The 17,917-nt window shown below is 52.8% G+C and carries 15 protein-coding genes and 3 tRNA genes; 13 read left to right on the top strand and 5 right to left on the bottom strand.

Translation table 11 applies throughout. The features are described 5' to 3' along the window. Positions 1-131: 131 nt before the first annotated feature. The gene (locus YERSI8AC_RS15630; protein ID WP_159177031.1) at positions 132-2,888 is read left to right on the top strand and encodes a DUF4214 domain-containing protein; all 2,757 of its coding nucleotides are present in this window, start codon (positions 132-134) and stop codon (positions 2,886-2,888) included. Between the two features lie 230 nt (positions 2,889-3,118). Here YERSI8AC_RS15630 and YERSI8AC_RS15625 read toward each other — a convergent pair. The 3 genes from YERSI8AC_RS15625 to YERSI8AC_RS15615 all read right to left on the bottom strand — a co-directional run bounded on the left by YERSI8AC_RS15625 (position 3,119) and on the right by YERSI8AC_RS15615 (position 3,488). Beyond that, positions 3,119-3,205, bottom strand: a tRNA-Leu gene (locus tag YERSI8AC_RS15625). 45 nt (positions 3,206-3,250) lie between these two features. Next, a tRNA-Leu gene (locus tag YERSI8AC_RS15620) sits at positions 3,251-3,337 on the bottom strand. Between the two features lie 64 nt (positions 3,338-3,401). Continuing rightward, positions 3,402-3,488, bottom strand: a tRNA-Leu gene (locus YERSI8AC_RS15615). Positions 3,489-3,737: 249 nt separating this feature from the next. Between YERSI8AC_RS15615 and rnr the strand changes: the two genes are divergently transcribed. From rnr to YERSI8AC_RS15570, 9 genes are all read left to right on the top strand, one after another. After that, positions 3,738-6,155 (top strand): ribonuclease R, encoded by a 2,418-nt coding sequence (gene rnr, locus YERSI8AC_RS15610; RefSeq protein ID WP_159177030.1) that lies wholly within the window; start codon positions 3,738-3,740, stop codon positions 6,153-6,155. 2 nt (positions 6,156-6,157) lie between these two features. After that, positions 6,158-6,943: a 23S rRNA (guanosine(2251)-2'-O)-methyltransferase RlmB gene (rlmB, locus tag YERSI8AC_RS15605; protein ID WP_009287665.1), complete on the top strand. Its 786-nt coding sequence runs from the start codon at positions 6,158-6,160 to the stop codon at positions 6,941-6,943. 219 nt (positions 6,944-7,162) lie between these two features. Continuing rightward, the gene (gene rpsF, locus YERSI8AC_RS15600; protein WP_007113338.1) at positions 7,163-7,540 is read left to right on the top strand and encodes a 30S ribosomal protein S6; all 378 of its coding nucleotides are present in this window, start codon (positions 7,163-7,165) and stop codon (positions 7,538-7,540) included. A 33-nt stretch (positions 7,541-7,573) separates the two neighbouring features. Further along, on the top strand, positions 7,574-7,801 hold the full coding sequence (gene rpsR, locus YERSI8AC_RS15595; RefSeq protein ID WP_008958980.1) for a 30S ribosomal protein S18: 228 nt from the start codon (positions 7,574-7,576) through the stop codon (positions 7,799-7,801). 12 nt (positions 7,802-7,813) lie between these two features. Continuing rightward, a complete protein-coding gene (locus tag YERSI8AC_RS15590) occupies positions 7,814-8,665 on the top strand; it encodes a hypothetical protein (RefSeq protein ID WP_133730237.1) in 852 nt (283 codons plus the stop codon). A gap of 15 nt (positions 8,666-8,680) precedes the next feature. Further along, positions 8,681-9,127, top strand: a complete 447-nt coding sequence (gene rplI, locus YERSI8AC_RS15585) for a 50S ribosomal protein L9 (RefSeq protein WP_022522724.1) — start codon at positions 8,681-8,683, stop codon at positions 9,125-9,127. Positions 9,128-9,403: 276 nt separating this feature from the next. Next, on the top strand, positions 9,404-10,792 hold the full coding sequence (gene dnaB / locus YERSI8AC_RS15580; RefSeq protein WP_009287667.1) for a replicative DNA helicase: 1,389 nt from the start codon (positions 9,404-9,406) through the stop codon (positions 10,790-10,792). A gap of 107 nt (positions 10,793-10,899) precedes the next feature. Then, positions 10,900-11,193 (top strand): hypothetical protein, encoded by a 294-nt coding sequence (locus YERSI8AC_RS15575; RefSeq protein WP_022522725.1) that lies wholly within the window; start codon positions 10,900-10,902, stop codon positions 11,191-11,193. Between the two features lie 197 nt (positions 11,194-11,390). After that, on the top strand, positions 11,391-11,693 hold the full coding sequence (locus tag YERSI8AC_RS15570; RefSeq protein ID WP_027960145.1) for a DUF6482 family protein: 303 nt from the start codon (positions 11,391-11,393) through the stop codon (positions 11,691-11,693). 15 nt (positions 11,694-11,708) lie between these two features. Here YERSI8AC_RS15570 and YERSI8AC_RS15565 read toward each other — a convergent pair whose 3' ends face one another. Together YERSI8AC_RS15565 and YERSI8AC_RS15560 are read right to left on the bottom strand one after the other, a co-directional pair. After that, positions 11,709-12,107, bottom strand: a complete 399-nt coding sequence (locus YERSI8AC_RS15565) for a thiol-disulfide oxidoreductase DCC family protein (protein WP_159177029.1) — start codon at positions 12,105-12,107, stop codon at positions 11,709-11,711. Next, the gene (locus YERSI8AC_RS15560) at positions 12,104-13,693 is read right to left on the bottom strand and encodes a cryptochrome/photolyase family protein (protein ID WP_159177028.1); all 1,590 of its coding nucleotides are present in this window, start codon (positions 13,691-13,693) and stop codon (positions 12,104-12,106) included. Before YERSI8AC_RS15560 ends, YERSI8AC_RS15565 begins: the two co-directional genes overlap by 4 nt. A 130-nt stretch (positions 13,694-13,823) precedes the next feature. Here YERSI8AC_RS15560 and hemH point away from each other — a divergent pair, with 130 nt between their 5' ends. The 3 genes from hemH to YERSI8AC_RS15545 all read left to right on the top strand — a co-directional run bounded on the left by hemH (position 13,824) and on the right by YERSI8AC_RS15545 (position 17,908). Further along, entirely contained in the window at positions 13,824-14,918 is a 1,095-nt protein-coding gene (gene hemH / locus YERSI8AC_RS15555) for a ferrochelatase (protein WP_159177027.1), read from the top strand. Between the two features lie 226 nt (positions 14,919-15,144). After that, positions 15,145-17,484: a putative monovalent cation/H+ antiporter subunit A gene (locus YERSI8AC_RS15550; protein WP_027960148.1), complete on the top strand. Its 2,340-nt coding sequence runs from the start codon at positions 15,145-15,147 to the stop codon at positions 17,482-17,484. Continuing rightward, complete coding sequence (locus tag YERSI8AC_RS15545) at positions 17,477-17,908, top strand: Na+/H+ antiporter subunit B (RefSeq protein ID WP_022522731.1); 432 nt, start codon at positions 17,477-17,479, stop codon at positions 17,906-17,908. The genes YERSI8AC_RS15550 and YERSI8AC_RS15545 overlap by 8 nt, the downstream gene beginning before the upstream one ends. The last annotated feature ends 9 nt before the right edge of the window (positions 17,909-17,917 follow it).

Genomic DNA, 17,917 nt, shown 5'->3' with positions numbered 1-17,917 from the left:
CTTGAGCCGACAAAAAATCGAAAATTCAGACACTCTTCTCCCTTTCTTTGTGTATTTTTGCCCCTTTCCCGCTCATTGAGCGGGAGAGTCTTTCTCTTCTTGTTCTGGTACTCGGCTTCGGAGAAGGTGATTTGATCCATGGCAGCACTGAATCCTATGCAGTTGACGATAGCCGTATTATCACTGATGGCAGTGACTTTTTCAGAGCTTCCCTAGGAGTAGATCTTGCATTAGCGACACCTCCGGGTATTAAATCGCCTGTGAAGGGCAAGTTAAACGGTGGTGTTGAGAAAGGTAATTTTGATGGTTATTTTGAAATTACTTCAACGATTGATGATATTTTGCCTTCTGGTATAGATAAAAGCTCTAGTAAGCTAGTTGGGACAGCTGTAAAATGGTTTGGAATAGATTCAAGTGCAGTGCTTAAATATAAGTTGATGAGTTTGAACGGTGACGTACAATTGGGGTTGGCCAACCGTTCTTTTAGTGCCAATTTAGAAGCTGCCTTGCTCAATGATATTATTAAGGGAGAGCTAGCTTTTTCTCAATACTGGGATGCTCAAGCTTTAGAGTATTTTTCACAGCCGACAATGGGTCCTATATCGGCTGGGCCAGAATACAAAGGCATATTGACGCTCGATGCTAGTGGGAAGTTAGGGCTTAATATTCCTAAAACCATTCCGTTGGTAGGTGGTGTAGATTTAAAGGGAAATGCAAGATTTCACTATACTCAGGATGGTGATTACTCTAATGACTATGTTGCGGCATGGGGTAAATTTGAGGTTGGTTGGAAGTGGGCCACTTATACTTATCAAAATGGCTTCCAGTTTAGTTTTGATGGTGAGTTTACCAAGCTGGGTGATAAAGAAATTGAGCTAATTGGAAGTTGGATGCTAGAGCCCGAAATGGGTGTCGTGATTCTATCGGCAAGTTGGGAGCCAGAGGTTGACGACGCACAGCTTGTGGTGATCACGCCCGAAGGTGATCGAATCAAAGAACAGGATTTCGATAAGTACGATAATATTGTACTGGTGGATGATCTAAACGGTACGGGATCTCGGCACGTTGCACTCCATGAGCCCAGAAGCGGTATATGGGATATTGAAGTGATATCAGCTAGTGATCTGGGTGAAGTTGACTACTATGCTAGCGACATGCTCACGCCGCCCGAATTGACTATCGGAGCAGTGACGTTTGATTTGGCAAGCGATACTGTCGACGTGGCGTTGGATGTCACCCTAAACGACGAAACAGCGGCTAATGTTAATTTCTTCGCGACACCGGATGGCGAAAGTGAGACGCGGTTACCGCTGGAAGCTATAGAGGCTATTAACGAAGGAAAATCATCTTATACGTTTTCGACGGCGCATTTGCCACCTGGTAGTTATACCCTAGGTGCGGAATTGGTCGGTGAGAGCACTGCCCCAGTGCTGGCGGTTGACAATACGCCTTTGCAAATCACAGGTGTGGCCGATATCTCCCTCAGTCATTCGGTGGGTGCGCCGGATGCAAACGGTATGCGAATGGTAGACATCACCATGCTTAATGAGGGGGATCGGGCATCTGGCGCAAACTTATTAGAGATTGATGTGCCCGCAGACTTTCCACAGGTCTCGGTAGGTTCAGGCGGGCTGCTACTGGAAGAGGGTGAGAATGCGCTGGCGCTGCCATCGCTTGCCCCTGGCCAGCAACACGTAGTGAAAATGCAAGTAGGCCAGGTGGCTGACGCCGGTTCCCTTCGGTTGACTGCTTCGCCTGTGGGGTATGAAGAGGTATGGGGAAATAACCAACTGGTGCTTTCGATGGAGCAGTCCGACGAAACTACTCCGCAGCCGCAGCCGCAGCCGCAACCTGAGCCCGTGCCTGTCCCTCAACCGGTCGAGCCTCAACCAGAGCCTACGCCCGAACTGGCCCCTGAGCCTCAGCCCGCACCACAGCCAACTCCCATACCAACTGCGCTGGCCAGCTTTGTAGATGTGCTGACTGAAAAAGGCTGGGAGTGGACCAGCGAGCTAACGGAAGCACTAAGTGAGGAGGATTCATTTAAGCGCTACTCTGAGCTTAATGAATCTCTCAATCCCATCATCCGGCTGTACACCGGCATCCTGGATCGTGCTGCTGACCGGGAAGGCCTGGAGTACTGGGTGTCGCAGCTCAATGCAGGCAGTAGCTTGAACGATATCGAGCGGGCGTTTATGTCGGCGGAAGAGGTCAGCGCTGCGGTGCAAGCTATGGGCAGCGATGATGCAGCCTTTGTTGATACCTTGTATCAATCCGTACTGGGGCGTGCCGCAGATGAAAGCGGGCGTGAATACTGGTTGGACAACCTACAAAGTGACAGCGTCAAGCGAGCTGATATTGCACTGTCGTTTGTCAATTCTGATGAGTATATCGACACCAGTGCACCTTTTGTAACGGCCACAAAGTTGCTGACCTGGGGGGTGAACCTTGAGCAGATGGATATGCTGTCGCTTGGTTTTGGGGATGAGTTGGGTTTTGCGGAGCCGTTAGTGCGACTTCACACTGGCCTTATGGGCGAAGTGCCTGATGAAGCAGTGTTTAGTGAATGGCTAGAGGACAATCAGTCTCCAGAAGCACTAGCGGAACGTCTGCTGGAAAGTGAAGGTTTGCTAACCGATGAGGAAGGGCTAATCGATACGCTTTATACCCGTGTACTCGACCGCGCGCCAGATGTTGAAGGTGAACAGTACTGGCAAGCGATAATCGAAAGCGGTGACGCAAGCCTGACCGATATGGTACTGGCGTTTACCGAATCCGACGAGCACCAGCAGCGCAGCCGCTCAGATGTGGACGATTACGTTGAGGATGCGATTAGGAGTAACTTGGTAGGCGTAGAAACCGACCTGGAAACCTATTTGTTTGCCTAAATGCGTGGATAGACTGAGCGCATTGCCCCTTGTTGGCGGTGCGCTCAGTTCGGTTATTGAGCGCGCGAGCAACATGCCAAGTTTAGGCCAATAAAAAAGGGCTCGGTAATGATTATTTACCGGGAGCTTCTAGTAACGGTTTTAAGGCAAAGTCTTTAAATTAAAGATCGAGAGAGGAATGAAAACGAGGTGACTAATCAACAATGATGCGGACTGGCCCATGTAAGTCATGGTGCCCAGGAGAGGACTTGAACCTCCACGTCCATACGGACACTAGCACCTGAAGCTAGCGCGTCTACCAATTCCGCCACCTGGGCGCATCATCTAACGCTTGAATTAACTACTTACTGTTTGTGTTCGTATGGTGCCCAGGAGAGGACTTGAACCTCCACGTCCATACAGACACTAGCACCTGAAGCTAGCGCGTCTACCAATTCCGCCACCTGGGCGAACACAAACCTTGCCTTGCCTAACACCGTACTGCTTATACCAATAGATAGCATAAAAGCAGTTTGGTGCCCAGAAGAGGACTTGAACCTCCACGTCCATACGGACACTAGCACCTGAAGCTAGCGCGTCTACCAATTCCGCCATCTGGGCAAGTGGCGCGTATAATACCGGGGTGATGGTTAAATGCAAGACCCCTAACGTGCTTTTTATAACGCAAATTGTATAAACAACGTCTAAGACGGTTGGGTGATTGAACGTGCAGCGCTATACTGCGCCTATGACTAAACAAAACCCTATTCATTTCAGCCTATCAAGCGTTGAAATATCCAGCCCGCAACGCAACGCGTTTGCGCCTTTTTTATGCCTCTCGCAAATGACGCCTTCAAGGATGTTGATCGCATGAAGTATTGGACGTTAAGTGATGATCCGCACGCCGAGCGCGAGGCGCATAAATATGGCAACCCAGCGCCAAGCCGGGAGTATTTGCTTGCAGCCTTAGAAAGCTATGGCAAGCCGATCACCCACGAAAATATGAGCCGCATGCTGGGGCTGGAAGACGAAGAACTTATAGAAGCCGTCAGGCGCCGCTTGGCGGCGATGGAACGCGACGGTCAGGTGCTGCGTGACCGTCGTGGCGCCTATGCGCTGATCGACAAGCTCGATCTAATCAAAGGTAAAGTCCTTGGTCATCGAGACGGATTTGGCTTTTTACTTCGCGATGATGGCAAAAAGCCAGACCTGGTATTGCCCCCGCGCCAAATGCGCCGCGTTTTTCACGGTGACCACGTGCTGGCGCGCATTAGCGGACGCGATCGCCGTGGTCGTGATGAGGCGACCATTGCCGATGTGATTGCACGCAACACGCAAACTATCGTCGGCGTTTACCGTAGTAATACTCCTGAGTTTGGCATTCTAATACCGGAAAATCCGCGTATTACTCAGGAAGTGATTATTCCTCATAGTGCCTGCGGTGGCGCTAAAGATGGTCAGGTGATCTCGGCCAAAATCGTTCAGCAGCCGGCCACCCGTGTACAGCCGGTGGGTGAAGTGATCGAAGTGCTGGGTGAGCGTATGGACCCCGGTATGGAAATTGATATTGCGATTCGCAGTTACGATATTCCTGCAGAATTCCCGCCTGAAGTGCTTGATCAGACCGCCGGTATTTCGGCAGAAGTGTTAGAAGGGGATAAGCAACACCGCGTTGATTTGCGTGATGTACCGCTGGTTACCATCGACGATGAGTCTGCCAAAGACTTTGATGACGCCGTGTGTGCTTGGAAAACCAAATCCGGCAGTTGGAAGCTGCTCGTCGCCATTGCGGATGTTTCCCACTATGTACGCCCCGGTACGGCTCTTGACGATGAGGCGCGGACTCGGGGCAACTCGGTTTATTTCCCCGGTCAAGTGGTGCCCATGCTGCCGGAGCTGCTCTCCAACGGGCTCTGTTCGCTTAACCCTCATGTGGATCGCTTGGTCATGGTTTGCGAGATGAATATCTCGCAAACCGGCGCGATTAGCCGCTACCGCTTCTACGAAGCTGTGATGAACTCCCATGCTCGCCTGACCTATAACAAGGTGGCCGCCATTCTTGATGAGGAGAGCGAAGAGGGTGAAGCGCTTCGGGCAGAACACAGCGAGCTTGTTAAGCCGCTGAAAAATCTGGAAGAGCTTTACTATTTGTTACGTGAAGCGCGTGTTGAGCGTGGCGCAATTGATTTTGATACTACTGAAACGGCGATCATCTTCAACGACGAGCGCAAAATCGAAAAAATCGTTCCACGTAGCCGTAACAATGCTCATAAGCTTATTGAAGAGTGCATGCTGGCCGCCAACGTGGCGACTGCTCGCTTTCTGGATAAACATGATTTGCCTGCGCTCTACCGAATTCATGAGCGGCCAACGCCAGAACGCCTAGACAAGCTGCGCCTCTTCTTAAACGAGCTGGGGCTTTCTGTTGGCGGTGGTGATATGCCGACGCCACAGGATTATCAGGCGCTGCGTGAGGCGATTGCTGATCGCCCTGACTTCGATATCATCCAAACAGTCATGCTGCGTTCGATGAATCAGGCGGTCTATTCGCCACAGAATGAAGGTCACTTTGGCCTAGCTTATCAAGCCTACGCTCATTTTACTTCGCCGATTCGCCGCTATCCCGATCTGCTGGTACACCGTGCTATTCGTTCGGTGATCCGCGGTCCGCGCCAGACCAACACGGTGTTGCGCGTGGAGGGTGCGCCGGTTGAGCCGCCCAGCAAGTGGTGTCCGTATACCTTCGAGCAGATGCTTGAACTGGGTGAACACTGCTCAATGACTGAACGCCGCGCCGATGAAGCCACTCGTGATGTAGAGAGTTGGCTGAAGTGTGAGTTTATGTCTGACAAGCTTGGCGAGATGTTCGAAGGTACCATCGCGTCGGTCACTCAGTTTGGTCTGTTTGTGCGTCTGGATGAGTTCTTCGTGGAAGGCTTGGTTCACGTGACGTCGCTGCCTTCGGATTATTACCACTACGAAGCTGAGAAGCACCGTCTTAAAGGTGAGCGCACCGGCACGACCTACCGTTTGGGCGATGGTCTTACCGTCCAAGTGGCGCGTGTCGATATGGACGATCGTAAGATTGACTTTGGGCTGGGTGATGAAAAGCCGCGCCCACGCCGCCAGCCGCGTAAGAGCCGCGGTGGGGAAGGGGGCGCTGGTGCTAAAGGTGGTGGTGCTAAGGCATCTGGTAACAAACCATCCAATAGCGAGAAGCCTGCTACGCGTCGCGGCCCACGCCGTACGCGAAATGGCCCACGCAAACCATCACCGAATAAGGGCTGAGTATGAAGTCGGCGTCTTCACGGCGGGGCCCCAAGACCCCTGATGGTTTGGATCAGGTATATGGCGTTCATGCATTGCAAAGCTTGTTAGACAGAGGCGAAGCGCCCCGAGAGCTTTGGGTGCAGCAGGGGGCAGGGAGCCGCTTAAAAGAGCTGATTACCCAGGCCCAGGCGCATGGTGCTCGAGTAAAAGAGCAGCCCCGGGATTTGCTTGATCAGCTAACCCAGGGGGCGGCTCATCAGGGAGTGGTGGCGTTTTGTCCGCCGTTAACTCCTGAAGGTGAAGAGTCGCTCTGGCTTAAGCTACGCGCCTGGCCCTCGAATACACCACCGCTGTTGCTGATTTTGGATGGCGTGACGGATGTGCATAACTTTGGTGCCTGCCTGCGTAGCGCGGATGCCGCCGGTGCCCACGGCGTGATTGTGGCGAAAGATAAAGCCGCACCGCTCAATGCAACGGTGCGTAAAGTCGCTTGTGGCGCCGCCGAAGTGGTGCCGGTTTATCAAGTGACTAACTTGGCTCGCACCCTGGCCAAGCTAAAAGATGCCGGTGTCTGGATAACCGGTACGGCTGGTGAAGCTGAGGCCAGCGTTTTTGACATTGATATGACCGGCCCCACCGCGCTGGTGATGGGGGCGGAAGGCAAGGGCATGCGGCGCTTGACTCGCGAAGCCTGCGATAATCTTGCCAAGCTTCCCATGGCGGGGGAGGTCTCTAGCCTTAATGTCTCGGTGGCTACTGGTATTTGCCTGTTCGAGGCTGTCCGTCAGCGCCAGCTTGCAAGTTAACCGCCGTGCTACTAAGATACACGCGCCCGTTTGTCTGCAAGCGGGTGTTAGCTGTCGTTGAAGTATTAGCTTTTGCTGAAATGAAAAGTTCTGTTTGATGCCCCTGTGGCCGCCTAGCGCGGTGGCGGAGCACTTCAGTTAACTCCTTGCTTCCCTGTCGTCGTTTATTGCGTTAAGCAATGGCACACAAAGGAAGCTGTCAAACCGCAAGGAGATCCCATGCGTCATTACGAAATCGTGTTTATGGTCCACCCGGATCAAAGCGAGCAGGTGCCGGCAATGGTCGAGCGCTACACCAGCATCGTTACCGAAAACAGCGGCACTGTGCATCGTCTAGAAGATTGGGGCCGTCGTCACTTGGCTTACCCAATCAACAAGATCCACAAAGCCCACTACGTGCTGATGAACGTTGAATGTAGCGGCGAGACTCTCGACGAGATCGAGAACATCTTCCGTTACAACGACGCCATTATCCGCAGCCTGGTTGTTCGCTGCAAAGAAGCTGTTACTGAAGCTTCCCCGATGATGAAACCGGCAGAAGAAAAACGTCCGCGTCGCGAAGAAAAACCGCGCGCTGAAGAAGAAGAAACTGCCTGATTTTATTCACTGCACGTTTTAAGGAGCTAGTCCATGGCACGTTTTTTCCGTCGCCGTAAGTTTTGCCGCTTCACCGCTGAAGGCATCAAGCAGATCGATTACAAAGATCTGGACACGCTGAAGGCTTACATCACCGAAACCGGCAAGATCGTTCCAAGCCGTATTACCGGCACCAAAGCACGCTATCAGCGTCAGTTGGCGACCGCTATCAAGCGTTCGCGTTATCTGGCACTGCTGCCCTACTCCGATAGCCACCAGTAAGCGTTTAACGTGATGCTGGCACTAGCCCGATGGCTAATGCGGGGCACGCCTTACGCTGCAGGCGGGGCGGCCTTGGCAACGCTAGTGCCTTGGCTGTTCTGGTTAGGAGCAGCCATCGCTGCGTTGATGACGCTGCGCAGAGGTTTTGCCCCTGCGCTACCGGTCATCATCGCCGCAGCACTACCAGCCGGTTGGTGGTGGGCTCAGGGTGATGTGATTCCGCTTGCCAGCTTACTGCTGGTTACGCTGATGGCCGTTATCCTGCGCGAGAGGATGCGTTGGGGGGAAACCTTGATTGTGGGGACGTTGGTCGCCGCCGTCATGGTTCAACTCGGCATCTTCAGTCCGCCAGGTGGCACTGAGCTAATGCTTGAGCAGTTGCGAGAAGGTTCAGAAGAAGTGGATCGCATGCTCACGGAATTTGCCAATCAAGGCTACGATACTCAAACCATTGCCGCACTGGTGGTGGGTGGAGTAACCGGGCTTGTGGTGCTGTTGGCAGCCATCGTGTGCTTGGCACTTGCGCGGAGTTGGCAAGCTGGGTTGTACAACCCAGGTGGCTTTCGCGAAGAGTTTCACGCACTGCGCTTGACCCCTAAAGAGCTGGCCGTGCTGGTTGTCATTGGGGTGATAGGTATGCTGCTAGGCGCTCATGCGCTGGCGATGCTTGGTTGGATTCCGCTGTTGGTAGCTGGCGTTGCGTTAGTGCACGGGTTTATTGGAATAAAGGGGATGAACGGGCTGTGGCTGGTAGCATTTTATGTGCTACTGATCACGACCTGGCCCACGATTCTCATTGTGCTGCTGTTGGGGCTGATTGATACATTCGCGAACGTTCGCGCACGCCTTGCCCGCAGCAACTGACAAGAGGTTTACGAGATGGAAGTCATTCTGCTCGACAACATTGGTAAGCTGGGCGGCCTGGGTGACAAGGTCACCGTGAAGCCTGGTTATGGTCGTAACTACTTGGTGCCTTACGGCTTAGCCGTACCGGCCACCAAAGACAACATCGAAGCGTTTGAAGCACAGCGTGCTGAGCTCGAAGCGCAAGCCGCTGAGCGTAAGGCAGAAGCCGAAGCGCGCGCTGAGCAGCTAAACGACATCGAACTGTCTTTGGTTTCCAAAGCAGGCGATGAAGGCAAGCTGTTTGGTTCTATTGGTCCGCGTGACCTGGCCGACGCGATTTCCTCTGCTGGCATCGATATTGCTAAAAGCGAAGTCCGCATGCCAAATGGCCCAATTCGTCAAACTGGCGAATACGATATCACTCTTCACTTGCACGCTGAAGTGGATGCCGTTGTACGCGTAGTGGTAGTTGCAGAGTAATTGAGCGAGTAGTTAAGTTAGTAACGACGTAAAGTCGTTACTAACGGCAGCTAATACAGCTGCCTCAAAAGGCGCGGGGTTTCTCCCGCGCCTTTTGTTTTTCCGGGTATCCGCTAGTTCTGGATATTCGCTATTTTTTGGGCGTTGCCAAAACTATCCAGCCCATCTCCCGCTGGGTATTTTAAGACAACGCCTTGATCATGTTGGTAGTCGCACCGCATGCGGCTAAGATAAGCATCTTCACCGGCTACGCAGTAGTGTTTAAAGGAGCTCGCTATGCAGGACCAGCCTTCTGCTGATACAGAAACGGCAGCGCTAAAACTGCCGCCGCATTCATTAGAGGCGGAGCAGTCGGTACTAGGCGGGCTCATGCTAGACAACCAGGCCTGGGATAACGTTTCAGAGCGGTTGGTCGCTGATGACTTCTACCGCTATGAGCACCGTTTGGTGTTCAACGTGATGATTCATCTGGCTGAAGCCGGTCAGCCGCTGGATGTGGTGACGCTTTCTGAAGCGCTGGAAGCGCGTGATCACTTGGATACCGTAGGCGGCCTGGCGTTTTTGGCAGAGCTTGCTCGTAACACGCCCTCTGCCAGTAATATTCGCGCCTATGCTGATATCGTGCGTGAGCGGGCAACGCTGCGCAAGCTGATCCGTGCGGCTAATCAAATTGCCGATAGTGCCTTTACTCCCCAGGGGCGCCCGGCTGATGAATTGCTTAACGAAGCCGAGCGGTTAGTGTTCCAGATTGCCGAGGAGCGCCCCAAAACGGGCGGCCCCATTGGCATGAGCGATCTATTGACCAAGGCGGTGGATCGTATTGATGAGCTGTTTAATCTGAAAGGTGAAATGACCGGGCTTTCCACTGGTTTTCGTGATCTGGATGAAATGACCACCGGGTTGCAGCCATCCGATATGGTGGTCATCGCCGGTCGACCCTCGATGGGTAAAACGACCTTCGCTATGAACCTGGTTGAACATGCGGTGATTTCCAGCGACAAGCCAGTCATGGTGTTCTCCATGGAGATGCCCGCAGAGTCGCTCATGCTGAGAATGCTGTCTTCCCTGGGCCGAATCGATCAAACCCGTGTGCGTACCGGGCAACTGGAGGACGAGGATTGGCCGCGTTTAACCTCAGCGGTTAATCTGCTCAAAGACAAACAGCTGTTTATCGACGACACCGCGGCCTTGTCGCCTAACGAAATGCGCTCAAGGTTGCGCCGTGTGGTGCGTGAACATGGCAATATCGCACTGGTCATGATCGATTATCTTCAGTTGATGCAGATCCCTGGCTTTAGCGAAAACCGCACCGGTGAGATTTCCGAGATTTCGCGCTCCTTGAAGGGGTTGGCGAAAGAGTTTAACTGCCCTGTGGTGGCTCTTTCTCAGTTGAACCGCTCCTTGGAGCAGCGCCCCAACAAACGCCCGGTTATGTCGGATCTGAGGGAATCTGGTGCGATCGAGCAGGATGCCGACGTCATTGCCTTCGTTTATCGCGATGAGGTCTATAATCCTGATAATCCCGACAATCAGGGGATTGCTGAGTTAATTATCGGTAAGCAGCGTAATGGCCCTATCGGCACGGTGCATATGGCCTTTATCGGCAAATATACCCGCTTTGAGGATTTGGCCCCGGATAGTTACGGCCAAGCGTTCGGCGACTAAGTTAATGATGACTGGTTTGTGATGACAGGCTAGTGATAAGTAGCTTGAGGATGGGGGGCGAGTTCGTATAATGCCTCACCCACGATATGTAAAAACGGGAGCAGCAAATGGCAGGTGGATTTCGGCGCGGTAACCGGCAGCGTCTTCCTAAGTTAGAAGGTCGCGGTGAGCTAGAGGCGATAGAGCGCGAAGGCCCTTTTAAAGAGTGGCTAGGTATGCCGGATCTTTATCGCTACCATTTAGTGGTCGCAGGCGAGAAGTATAGTTACCAGACTGAAGATGGTGAGCTGCCTGTGACGGTGGGAGATAAGGTCGTGTTCCGCTACAAAGAGACTAAAGGCGGCAACTGGATTGACCGCAATTCGCTTGGCAAAGCGATCGACCCCTCTGAATATCAATAATCAATTGATATCTTGACCTTCCGGTCAGGAACTCTCTTGCACTATTGACCTCCTAGCTATTAATGTCTAGTTATTGCTTGTTGTCATTACATTGCAATGACGGGGCAACAGAAGTGTCATGGGGTACAGTCATGCTGTGCCCTGATGACATGCCGTCTGACATAACGTATGAAATAGCCAAATAATAGGAGGGAACCATGGAACTTAAGGATCTTAAGCAGTTTGTCGCCAATCACGACAATTTTGAAATTCGCGTGATTACCCATTCGGGCAGCCGTTTTTATCAGGTTGAGCTGGAAGACGTTGAAGGCGAGCGTCATATGCTGACGCAGCGTACCAAGCCAATGCTGTTTCGCTCGCTAGATGATGCCTATATGGATCTCAAGCGCGCCGGGATTCATCGCGCTTACCTAGTACAGCATGTGCCCCACGATGAAGTGATAGGCCGCGACGCGCACTATAGTGAGCCGCTCACATCGCGTATGCCGCTTGTTTTTTAACGCTGCTCTCACCCATCAACGTTTAGCCTGACGCTTTTCCCACCACTGCCCAAGCCGAATTCGGCGACGGGCAAAAAATCGGTAACCGGCATTCATTATGCCGTGTACTCCCGGTAAGCACGAAAACCTCACCAGCCGCCGATAGCCCAACACTGCATAGAGGGCACGGCTGGCATCCATGCCGATGTACCATCTCCCTTGACTATCACGCAGGTGCAACTGGCCCATCATGGCGTTAAATTCTTGCCCATACGCCTGAGCGTTAAAATCACGGGCCTGAATATCTATCAGCGCGATGTGTTCCCGATGGCGATGCTTTTCCAGCCACGCGACTTCCTGTTGGCAAAAGGGGCAGTGACCATCGTGAAATAGCATAACTGGCGGTGCAGCATGTAGTGGCGTGTAGCGGCTCATGGTGACTCCTGGTTGGTATTGGCCGAATAACCTGCTGTGTGGTAGGGCTGCCCGTAGCCAGGCGATGTTTCCAATTGATCCAAAAAGTGCTCAGCCTGTTGGCGGATAGCCTCGCGCTTCTCATCGGCCATGCGGTTGAGGGAGCCGTAAATCAGCTTCATACGAGGGTTCTTACTCAGGCGCTCAGCGTTGGTTTCGAGAAAGTGCCAGTAAAGGCTGTTGAAAGGGCAGGCTTTTGGCCCCGTGACCTGCTTGGGTGAGTAACGGCAGTGCTGACAATGGTCGGACATTTTGTCGATATACTTGCCCGACGCACAGTAGGGCTTTGAGCCCATTAAGCCGCCGTCGGCATGGAGCACCATCCCCAGCGTATTAGGCAACTCTACCCACTCACTGGCATCGGCATAAACCGCCAAGTACCAGTCGCATAGCGCCTCAGGTTTAACTCCGCATAGTAAGGCGAAATTGCCTGTCACCATCAGTCGTTGAATATGGTGGGCGTAGCTATTGTCGATGGTCATCTGAATAGCGCGCTGCAAGCAGCGCATATCGGTATCCGTGTCCCAGTAAAACGCTGGCAGGTCGCGCTCAAAACCTAATTGATTAGCGCTTTTGTAGCTAGGCATCTGTGTCCAGTAGAGCCCTCGCACGTACTCGCGCCAGCCAAGTATCTGGCGGATAAACCCTTCGACGGCGTTGATCGGCACATCTCCGTCATAGTAGCGCTGCTCGGCGGCTTCGCAGACTTCATGGGGCGACAGCAGGCCGATGTTCATCGCAGCTGAGAGGCGCGAGTGATATAGATAGGGCGCTGAATCGCTAATCGCATCCTGATAGCGGCCAAAATCAGCCAGTCCATGGTCTATAAAATGCTTTAGATCCACTAATGCCTGCCACCGTGTCACCGGAAGGTTAAAGTTCGCCAATGTGCCCATATGATCGCTAAAGTGGCGCTCGGCATCAGCCAGAGCGGCTTTTGTCAGTGCATCCTGGCGATGTTGAGGTAGCTCAGGGAAATCCAGTGCGGCTTTGATAGGCTGGCGATTGTCGTGGTCAAAATTCCATTTGCCGCCAACGGGCTCGTCGCCCTCCATCAAGTACCCGGTACGTTTGCGCTGTTCTCGGTAAAAGTACTCAAGGCGCAGCTGTTTGCGTCCGCTTGCCCATTGGCTAAAGTCATCGGGTGTGGTGAAAAAGCGCTCATCCTCAAGTAGTCGCCACGGAATCGTTGCGTTTTCGCGCTGCTGCATCGTCTCCCATAGCCGCCATTCGCCAGGTCGGGCAACGCGTATCTCATTGCAGCCGTACTGTTGCGCGATGCGTTCGGCTTCCTCAATAAGGGAGTGGCAATTATCTGCATCATCCAGCGCGCTGTAGTGCACTTGAAAGCCTTTTTCGCGCAGTGCCTGGGCAAAGTGACGCATGGCAGCCAAAAAGAAGCCAATTTTATGGATATGATGGGGAACATAGCGCGCTTCCTCGCCAACTTCGCACAGGGCAACCACGGCATTGGCGGGCGCTTCTTGCAGCGTTGTGAGTGAAAACGAGAGCTGGTCGCCGAGCACCAAAAGCAAAGGCTTGGACATGAGTTAGCCTGTAATTATACAAATGATGCCGATAGTATAACTTTATACCGCCACTTTGCCGAAAAGTGATAGGATTTAATCAATTGATAGAGGTACTGAGCACCATCGTTATTTTTCAGGAGCATGAGTAATGACCGAGAATGTCGTCAAGGATCAGCCGGGCGAGGGCCGCTTGGCCCATGCACCCAGCGATCATCCACCAGTAGCGCGCGCCAAGGTGGGTGTTGTGCTGGCAAACCTGGGAACCCCGGATGCCACCGACTACTGGTCAATGCGTCGTTACCTTAATGAGTTTCTTTCTGATAAGCGTGTGGTCGACTATGCCGGTTGGAAATGGCAGCCGTTGCTACAGCTGATTATTTTGACCAAGCGTCCGTTCTCATCGGGCAAGGCCTACCGGGGAATCTGGAATAACGAGAAAAACGAAAGCCCGCTGCTAACAACGACGCGCGCCCAGACCGAGAAGATGACCGCACGGTTAAAGGCGCTTTATGGTGACGATGTCGAGGTCGATTTCTGCATGCGCTACGGTAATCCCTCGACGGAAAGCGTGCTGACGCGATTAAAAGAGAAGGGCTGCGAGCGAATCGTGTTTTTTCCGCTATACCCTCAGTACGGTTCGCCCACCACGGCGACGGCGAATGATCAGGCGTTTCGCACCCTGATGAAGATGAAGTGGCAGCCTTATATACGTACGGTGCCCGCTTATTTTGAACATCCTACCTACGTTCAGGCGTTGGCCAACTCGGTACAAGAAGCCTACGACGGTTTCTCGACCCGGCCGACCAAGCTGGTTGCCAGCTACCATGGCGTTCCCGAACGCTACCTGATGGAGGGTGATCCTTACCACTGTCAGTGCCAGAAAACGACGCGCCTGCTCCGTGAGAAGCTTGGTTTTAGCAAAGAGGAAGTGGATACCGCTTTCCAGTCGCAGTTTGGCCCTGAAAAATGGGTCGGCCCACAAACCGTTAAGCATGTGGCAGAACTCGCCGAGCAGGGGCATAAGCACATTGCGATTATGTCGCCTGCCTTCTCTTCCGACTGTGTTGAAACCTTGGAAGAAATCGAAGAGGAGATTCGCGATAGCTTTATGGAAGCGGGTGGCGAAACGTTCAGCTATATACCTTGCCTGAATGATCGCGATGACCATATTGAGGCACTGTTAGCAGTCATCAACAATGAATTAGCAGGATGGCTATCGGCCCCAACCCTAGAGTTTAGCTAGCTACTCGTCATAACTGAAAGCTAATAGCAGCCGCCCTGCGAAATTAATCGCTGTGCGGCTGTTTGCGTTTAAGCGTTTGACTGGTCAGTCAAAACTGCCTGTTATATGGTGTACAACTTTAGAATCACTATTATTCAACGCTGGCATATTATTGGCAAAGTAAGGTGTCTAACCGCTAGCGGCTGTCTTGGTGGTGAGCCTTTCGTTTTTCAGGAGGTTTCGCTTGATACAATTTGCCGTTTTAATGGGGTTCGTACTGGCGGCGCTATCGCCAATGTTAAACCACTGGTTCGGCCAGCGTGCCAGCCTAGTATTGGCTCTATTTCCTGCCGGATTGGCGGCGTGGTTGGCACTTCAAGCCCCTGAGGTCATTGAGAACGGTAGCCTGCTTTTAGAGTGGCAGTGGGTGCCTTCTCTGGGAATCAGCCTTACCTTCCTGTTGGACGGTCTATCGTTACTCTTTGGGTTATTGATTACCGTTATGGGGGCCTGCGTGCTGGTATATGCCGGCGGCTACCTTAAAGATCACCCTGATCTTGCCCGATTTCACATCGCCTTGGTCGCCTTCATGGTGTCGATGCTGGGGCTGGTATTAGCTGACGGCCTATTAACGCTATTCGTTTTTTGGGAATTGACCAGCATTACCTCCTATTTGCTGATTGGTTTTAACCACGCTGATATCAATGCACGTAAATCAGCGCGGCAGGGCTTATTCGTTACCGTGGCGGGTGGGTTAGCATTAATGGCTGGGTTGGTGCTGCTAGGGATTGCCAGCGGTAGCTGGTCGCTGGCGGAGATTCTCGATCAAGAGGCTGACCTGCGTGAACATGCACTCTACACGCCTATGCTGATCTGTTTGCTACTGGGTGCCTTCACCAAATCGGCTCAGTTTCCGTTTCACTTTTGGTTACCCAACGCCATGGCCGCGCCGACTCCGGTTTCGGCTTACCTGCACTCGGCCACCATGGTGAAAGCGGGTATTTATCTGCTGGCGCGCTTACACCCGGAGCTGGGTGGCACTGCGATGTGGGTTGGCGTTCTTTCCGTGGTCGGCGCAACCACTATGCTGGTGGGTGCGTTTTTAGCGATTCATCACACCAATATCAAAAAGCTGCTCGCTTACTCGACCATTATGGCGCTGGGCACGCTGACGATGCTATTGGGCATCGGCACCGAGTACGCGATGACCGCGTTTGTTACCTTCCTGCTCGCGCACTCGCTGTATAAAGGGGCGCTGTTTATGGTCGCCGGTATTCTCGATCATGAGACCGGCACGAAAGATGTCACCCAGATGGGCGGGTTACGCTCAGTGATGCCGCTGACTGCCACCATTGCGTTGGTGGCTGCGCTTTCGCTTGCCGGTGTGCCGCCGCTACTCGGTTTTATCGGTAAAGAACTGATGCTTGAATCAGTTCTCGGTGCCGATAGCTTCCGAACACTACTGGTGCTGTTCGCCTTTCTGGCATCTATTTTAACTATCGCCGTTGCTTTCATTGTGGCGCTACGTCCTTTTTACGGTAAGCGTCACCAAACCCCGCTTGAACCACATGAAGCCCCGCCTGGTATGCTGCTTGGGCCCGCGTTGCTCGCACTAGGGTCGCTCCTGTTAGGCTTGATGCCCGCTGTGCTGGGTGCTGATGCGTTGTTAACGGCAACCGCCACTGCTATATCTGGGCAAACAGTAGAAGTGGCGCTGTCGCTTTGGTATGGCATTAACGTCGCGTTGATAATGTCGATCGTTAGCCTTGGTTTAGGCTTTTTGCTGTTTAGGCGTTGGGACAGCGTGCGTGGCAAGCTCTCTGTATTGGCACCGGTGATGCGCCATGGCCCCGAGGCTGGGTATGAAAGCATGATGAATGGCATTGTGCACTTCTCAGAGTGGCAAACTCGGCTGCTCCAAAACGGCTATATGCGTAACTACATTTTAGTGATGTTAGCGACGCTTATTGCACTGATCGGTAATTCAATTCTATTACGCCATTCGCCTGTGTTTGCCGTTGACCTGGATGTGCGTTTTCACGAGGTAGTCGTGGCTGGCACTATGGTGATGGGGGCACTGTTTGCGACCATTTCTCGATCGCGGCTGGGGGCAGTGGTTTCCGTGGGCATCATGGGTTTTTCCATTGCATTGATTTTTGTTCTGTTCAGTGCGCCAGATTTAGCGATTACCCAACTGCTGGTAGAGACCTTAACGGTTATTTTGCTGGTACTGGTGCTGTTTCGCCTGCCACGCTTCTCGAATCTTTCCACCAGCTTGGAGCGCATACGCGACGGCGTGGTGGCCGCTATGGTGGGTATCTTGATCTGCCTACTGATTATGACCTCCTGGAGCATTCAACAGTTTGAGCCCATTTCGACCTACATGATTGAGAACAGCGCGCCTTTGGCGTATGGCCGCAACATCGTTAACGTCATTTTGGTCGACTACCGTGCCCTGGATACCTTAGGTGAGATGTTCGTGTTAGCGCTTGCCGCCATCGGCGTGATCGCCATGTTAAAGCTACGCAATAACACCAAAACCACCGACAGCAGTAAAGTAGCTGCCAAGGAGCCTTACGATGGTTAAGTCAGGCACGATTATTCTTAATACCGCCGCACGGTTTTTAATGCCGCTGCAACTGATGTTTTCTATTTTCCTATTGCTGCGAGGGCATGACGAGCCGGGCGGAGGATTTATTGCCGGCTTGGTAGCGGCAGGGGCGTTTACGCTGTATCTGTTTGCCTTTGGTGTAAGTGCCACCAAAGAAGTGCTGCGCATGGTCGACCCCCGAGACCTGATTGGGGTTGGGCTATTGCTGGGAATGATCTCGGTAGTGCCTGCCTGGTTTATGGGGCAGCCATTTCTGACAGCCCAGTGGTGGACTATCCCGGTTATCGACTTTAAAGCTTCCACGCCGCTGATTTTCGATGTAGGCGTCTATTTTGCTGTGCTGGGTTCGGTCACCGGCATGGTGATGACGCTTATGGAGGTCGACAAGGATGAACCTTGAGTTAACAGG

Source organism: Halomonas sp. 113 (genome assembly GCF_904067645.1).
Lineage (GTDB): Bacteria > Pseudomonadota > Gammaproteobacteria > Pseudomonadales > Halomonadaceae > Vreelandella > Vreelandella titanicae.
The sequence above is the reverse complement of the archived record's forward strand: the minus strand, read 5'-3'. Positions and strand labels throughout refer to the sequence as shown.

Excerpts from the sequence above, each read along its gene's own strand:
- YERSI8AC_RS15590 (WP_133730237.1), top strand. The coding sequence starts at position 7,814 with ATGCTGGCACTAGCCCGATGGCTAATGCGGGGCACGCCTTACGCTGCA.
- YERSI8AC_RS15570 (WP_027960145.1), top strand. The coding sequence starts at position 11,391 with ATGGAACTTAAGGATCTTAAGCAGTTTGTCGCCAATCACGACAATTTT.
- dnaB (WP_009287667.1), top strand. The coding sequence starts at position 9,404 with ATGCAGGACCAGCCTTCTGCTGATACAGAAACGGCAGCGCTAAAACTG.
- rnr (WP_159177030.1), top strand. The coding sequence starts at position 3,738 with ATGAAGTATTGGACGTTAAGTGATGATCCGCACGCCGAGCGCGAGGCG.
- YERSI8AC_RS15575 (WP_022522725.1), top strand. The coding sequence starts at position 10,900 with ATGGCAGGTGGATTTCGGCGCGGTAACCGGCAGCGTCTTCCTAAGTTA.
- hemH (WP_159177027.1), top strand. The coding sequence starts at position 13,824 with ATGACCGAGAATGTCGTCAAGGATCAGCCGGGCGAGGGCCGCTTGGCC.
- rplI (WP_022522724.1), top strand. The coding sequence starts at position 8,681 with ATGGAAGTCATTCTGCTCGACAACATTGGTAAGCTGGGCGGCCTGGGT.
- rpsF (WP_007113338.1), top strand. The coding sequence starts at position 7,163 with ATGCGTCATTACGAAATCGTGTTTATGGTCCACCCGGATCAAAGCGAG.
- YERSI8AC_RS15560 (WP_159177028.1), bottom strand. The coding sequence starts at position 13,693 with ATGTCCAAGCCTTTGCTTTTGGTGCTCGGCGACCAGCTCTCGTTTTCA.
- YERSI8AC_RS15565 (WP_159177029.1), bottom strand. The coding sequence starts at position 12,107 with ATGAGCCGCTACACGCCACTACATGCTGCACCGCCAGTTATGCTATTT.
- rlmB (WP_009287665.1), top strand. The coding sequence starts at position 6,158 with ATGAAGTCGGCGTCTTCACGGCGGGGCCCCAAGACCCCTGATGGTTTG.
- YERSI8AC_RS15545 (WP_022522731.1), top strand. The coding sequence starts at position 17,477 with ATGGTTAAGTCAGGCACGATTATTCTTAATACCGCCGCACGGTTTTTA.
- rpsR (WP_008958980.1), top strand. The coding sequence starts at position 7,574 with ATGGCACGTTTTTTCCGTCGCCGTAAGTTTTGCCGCTTCACCGCTGAA.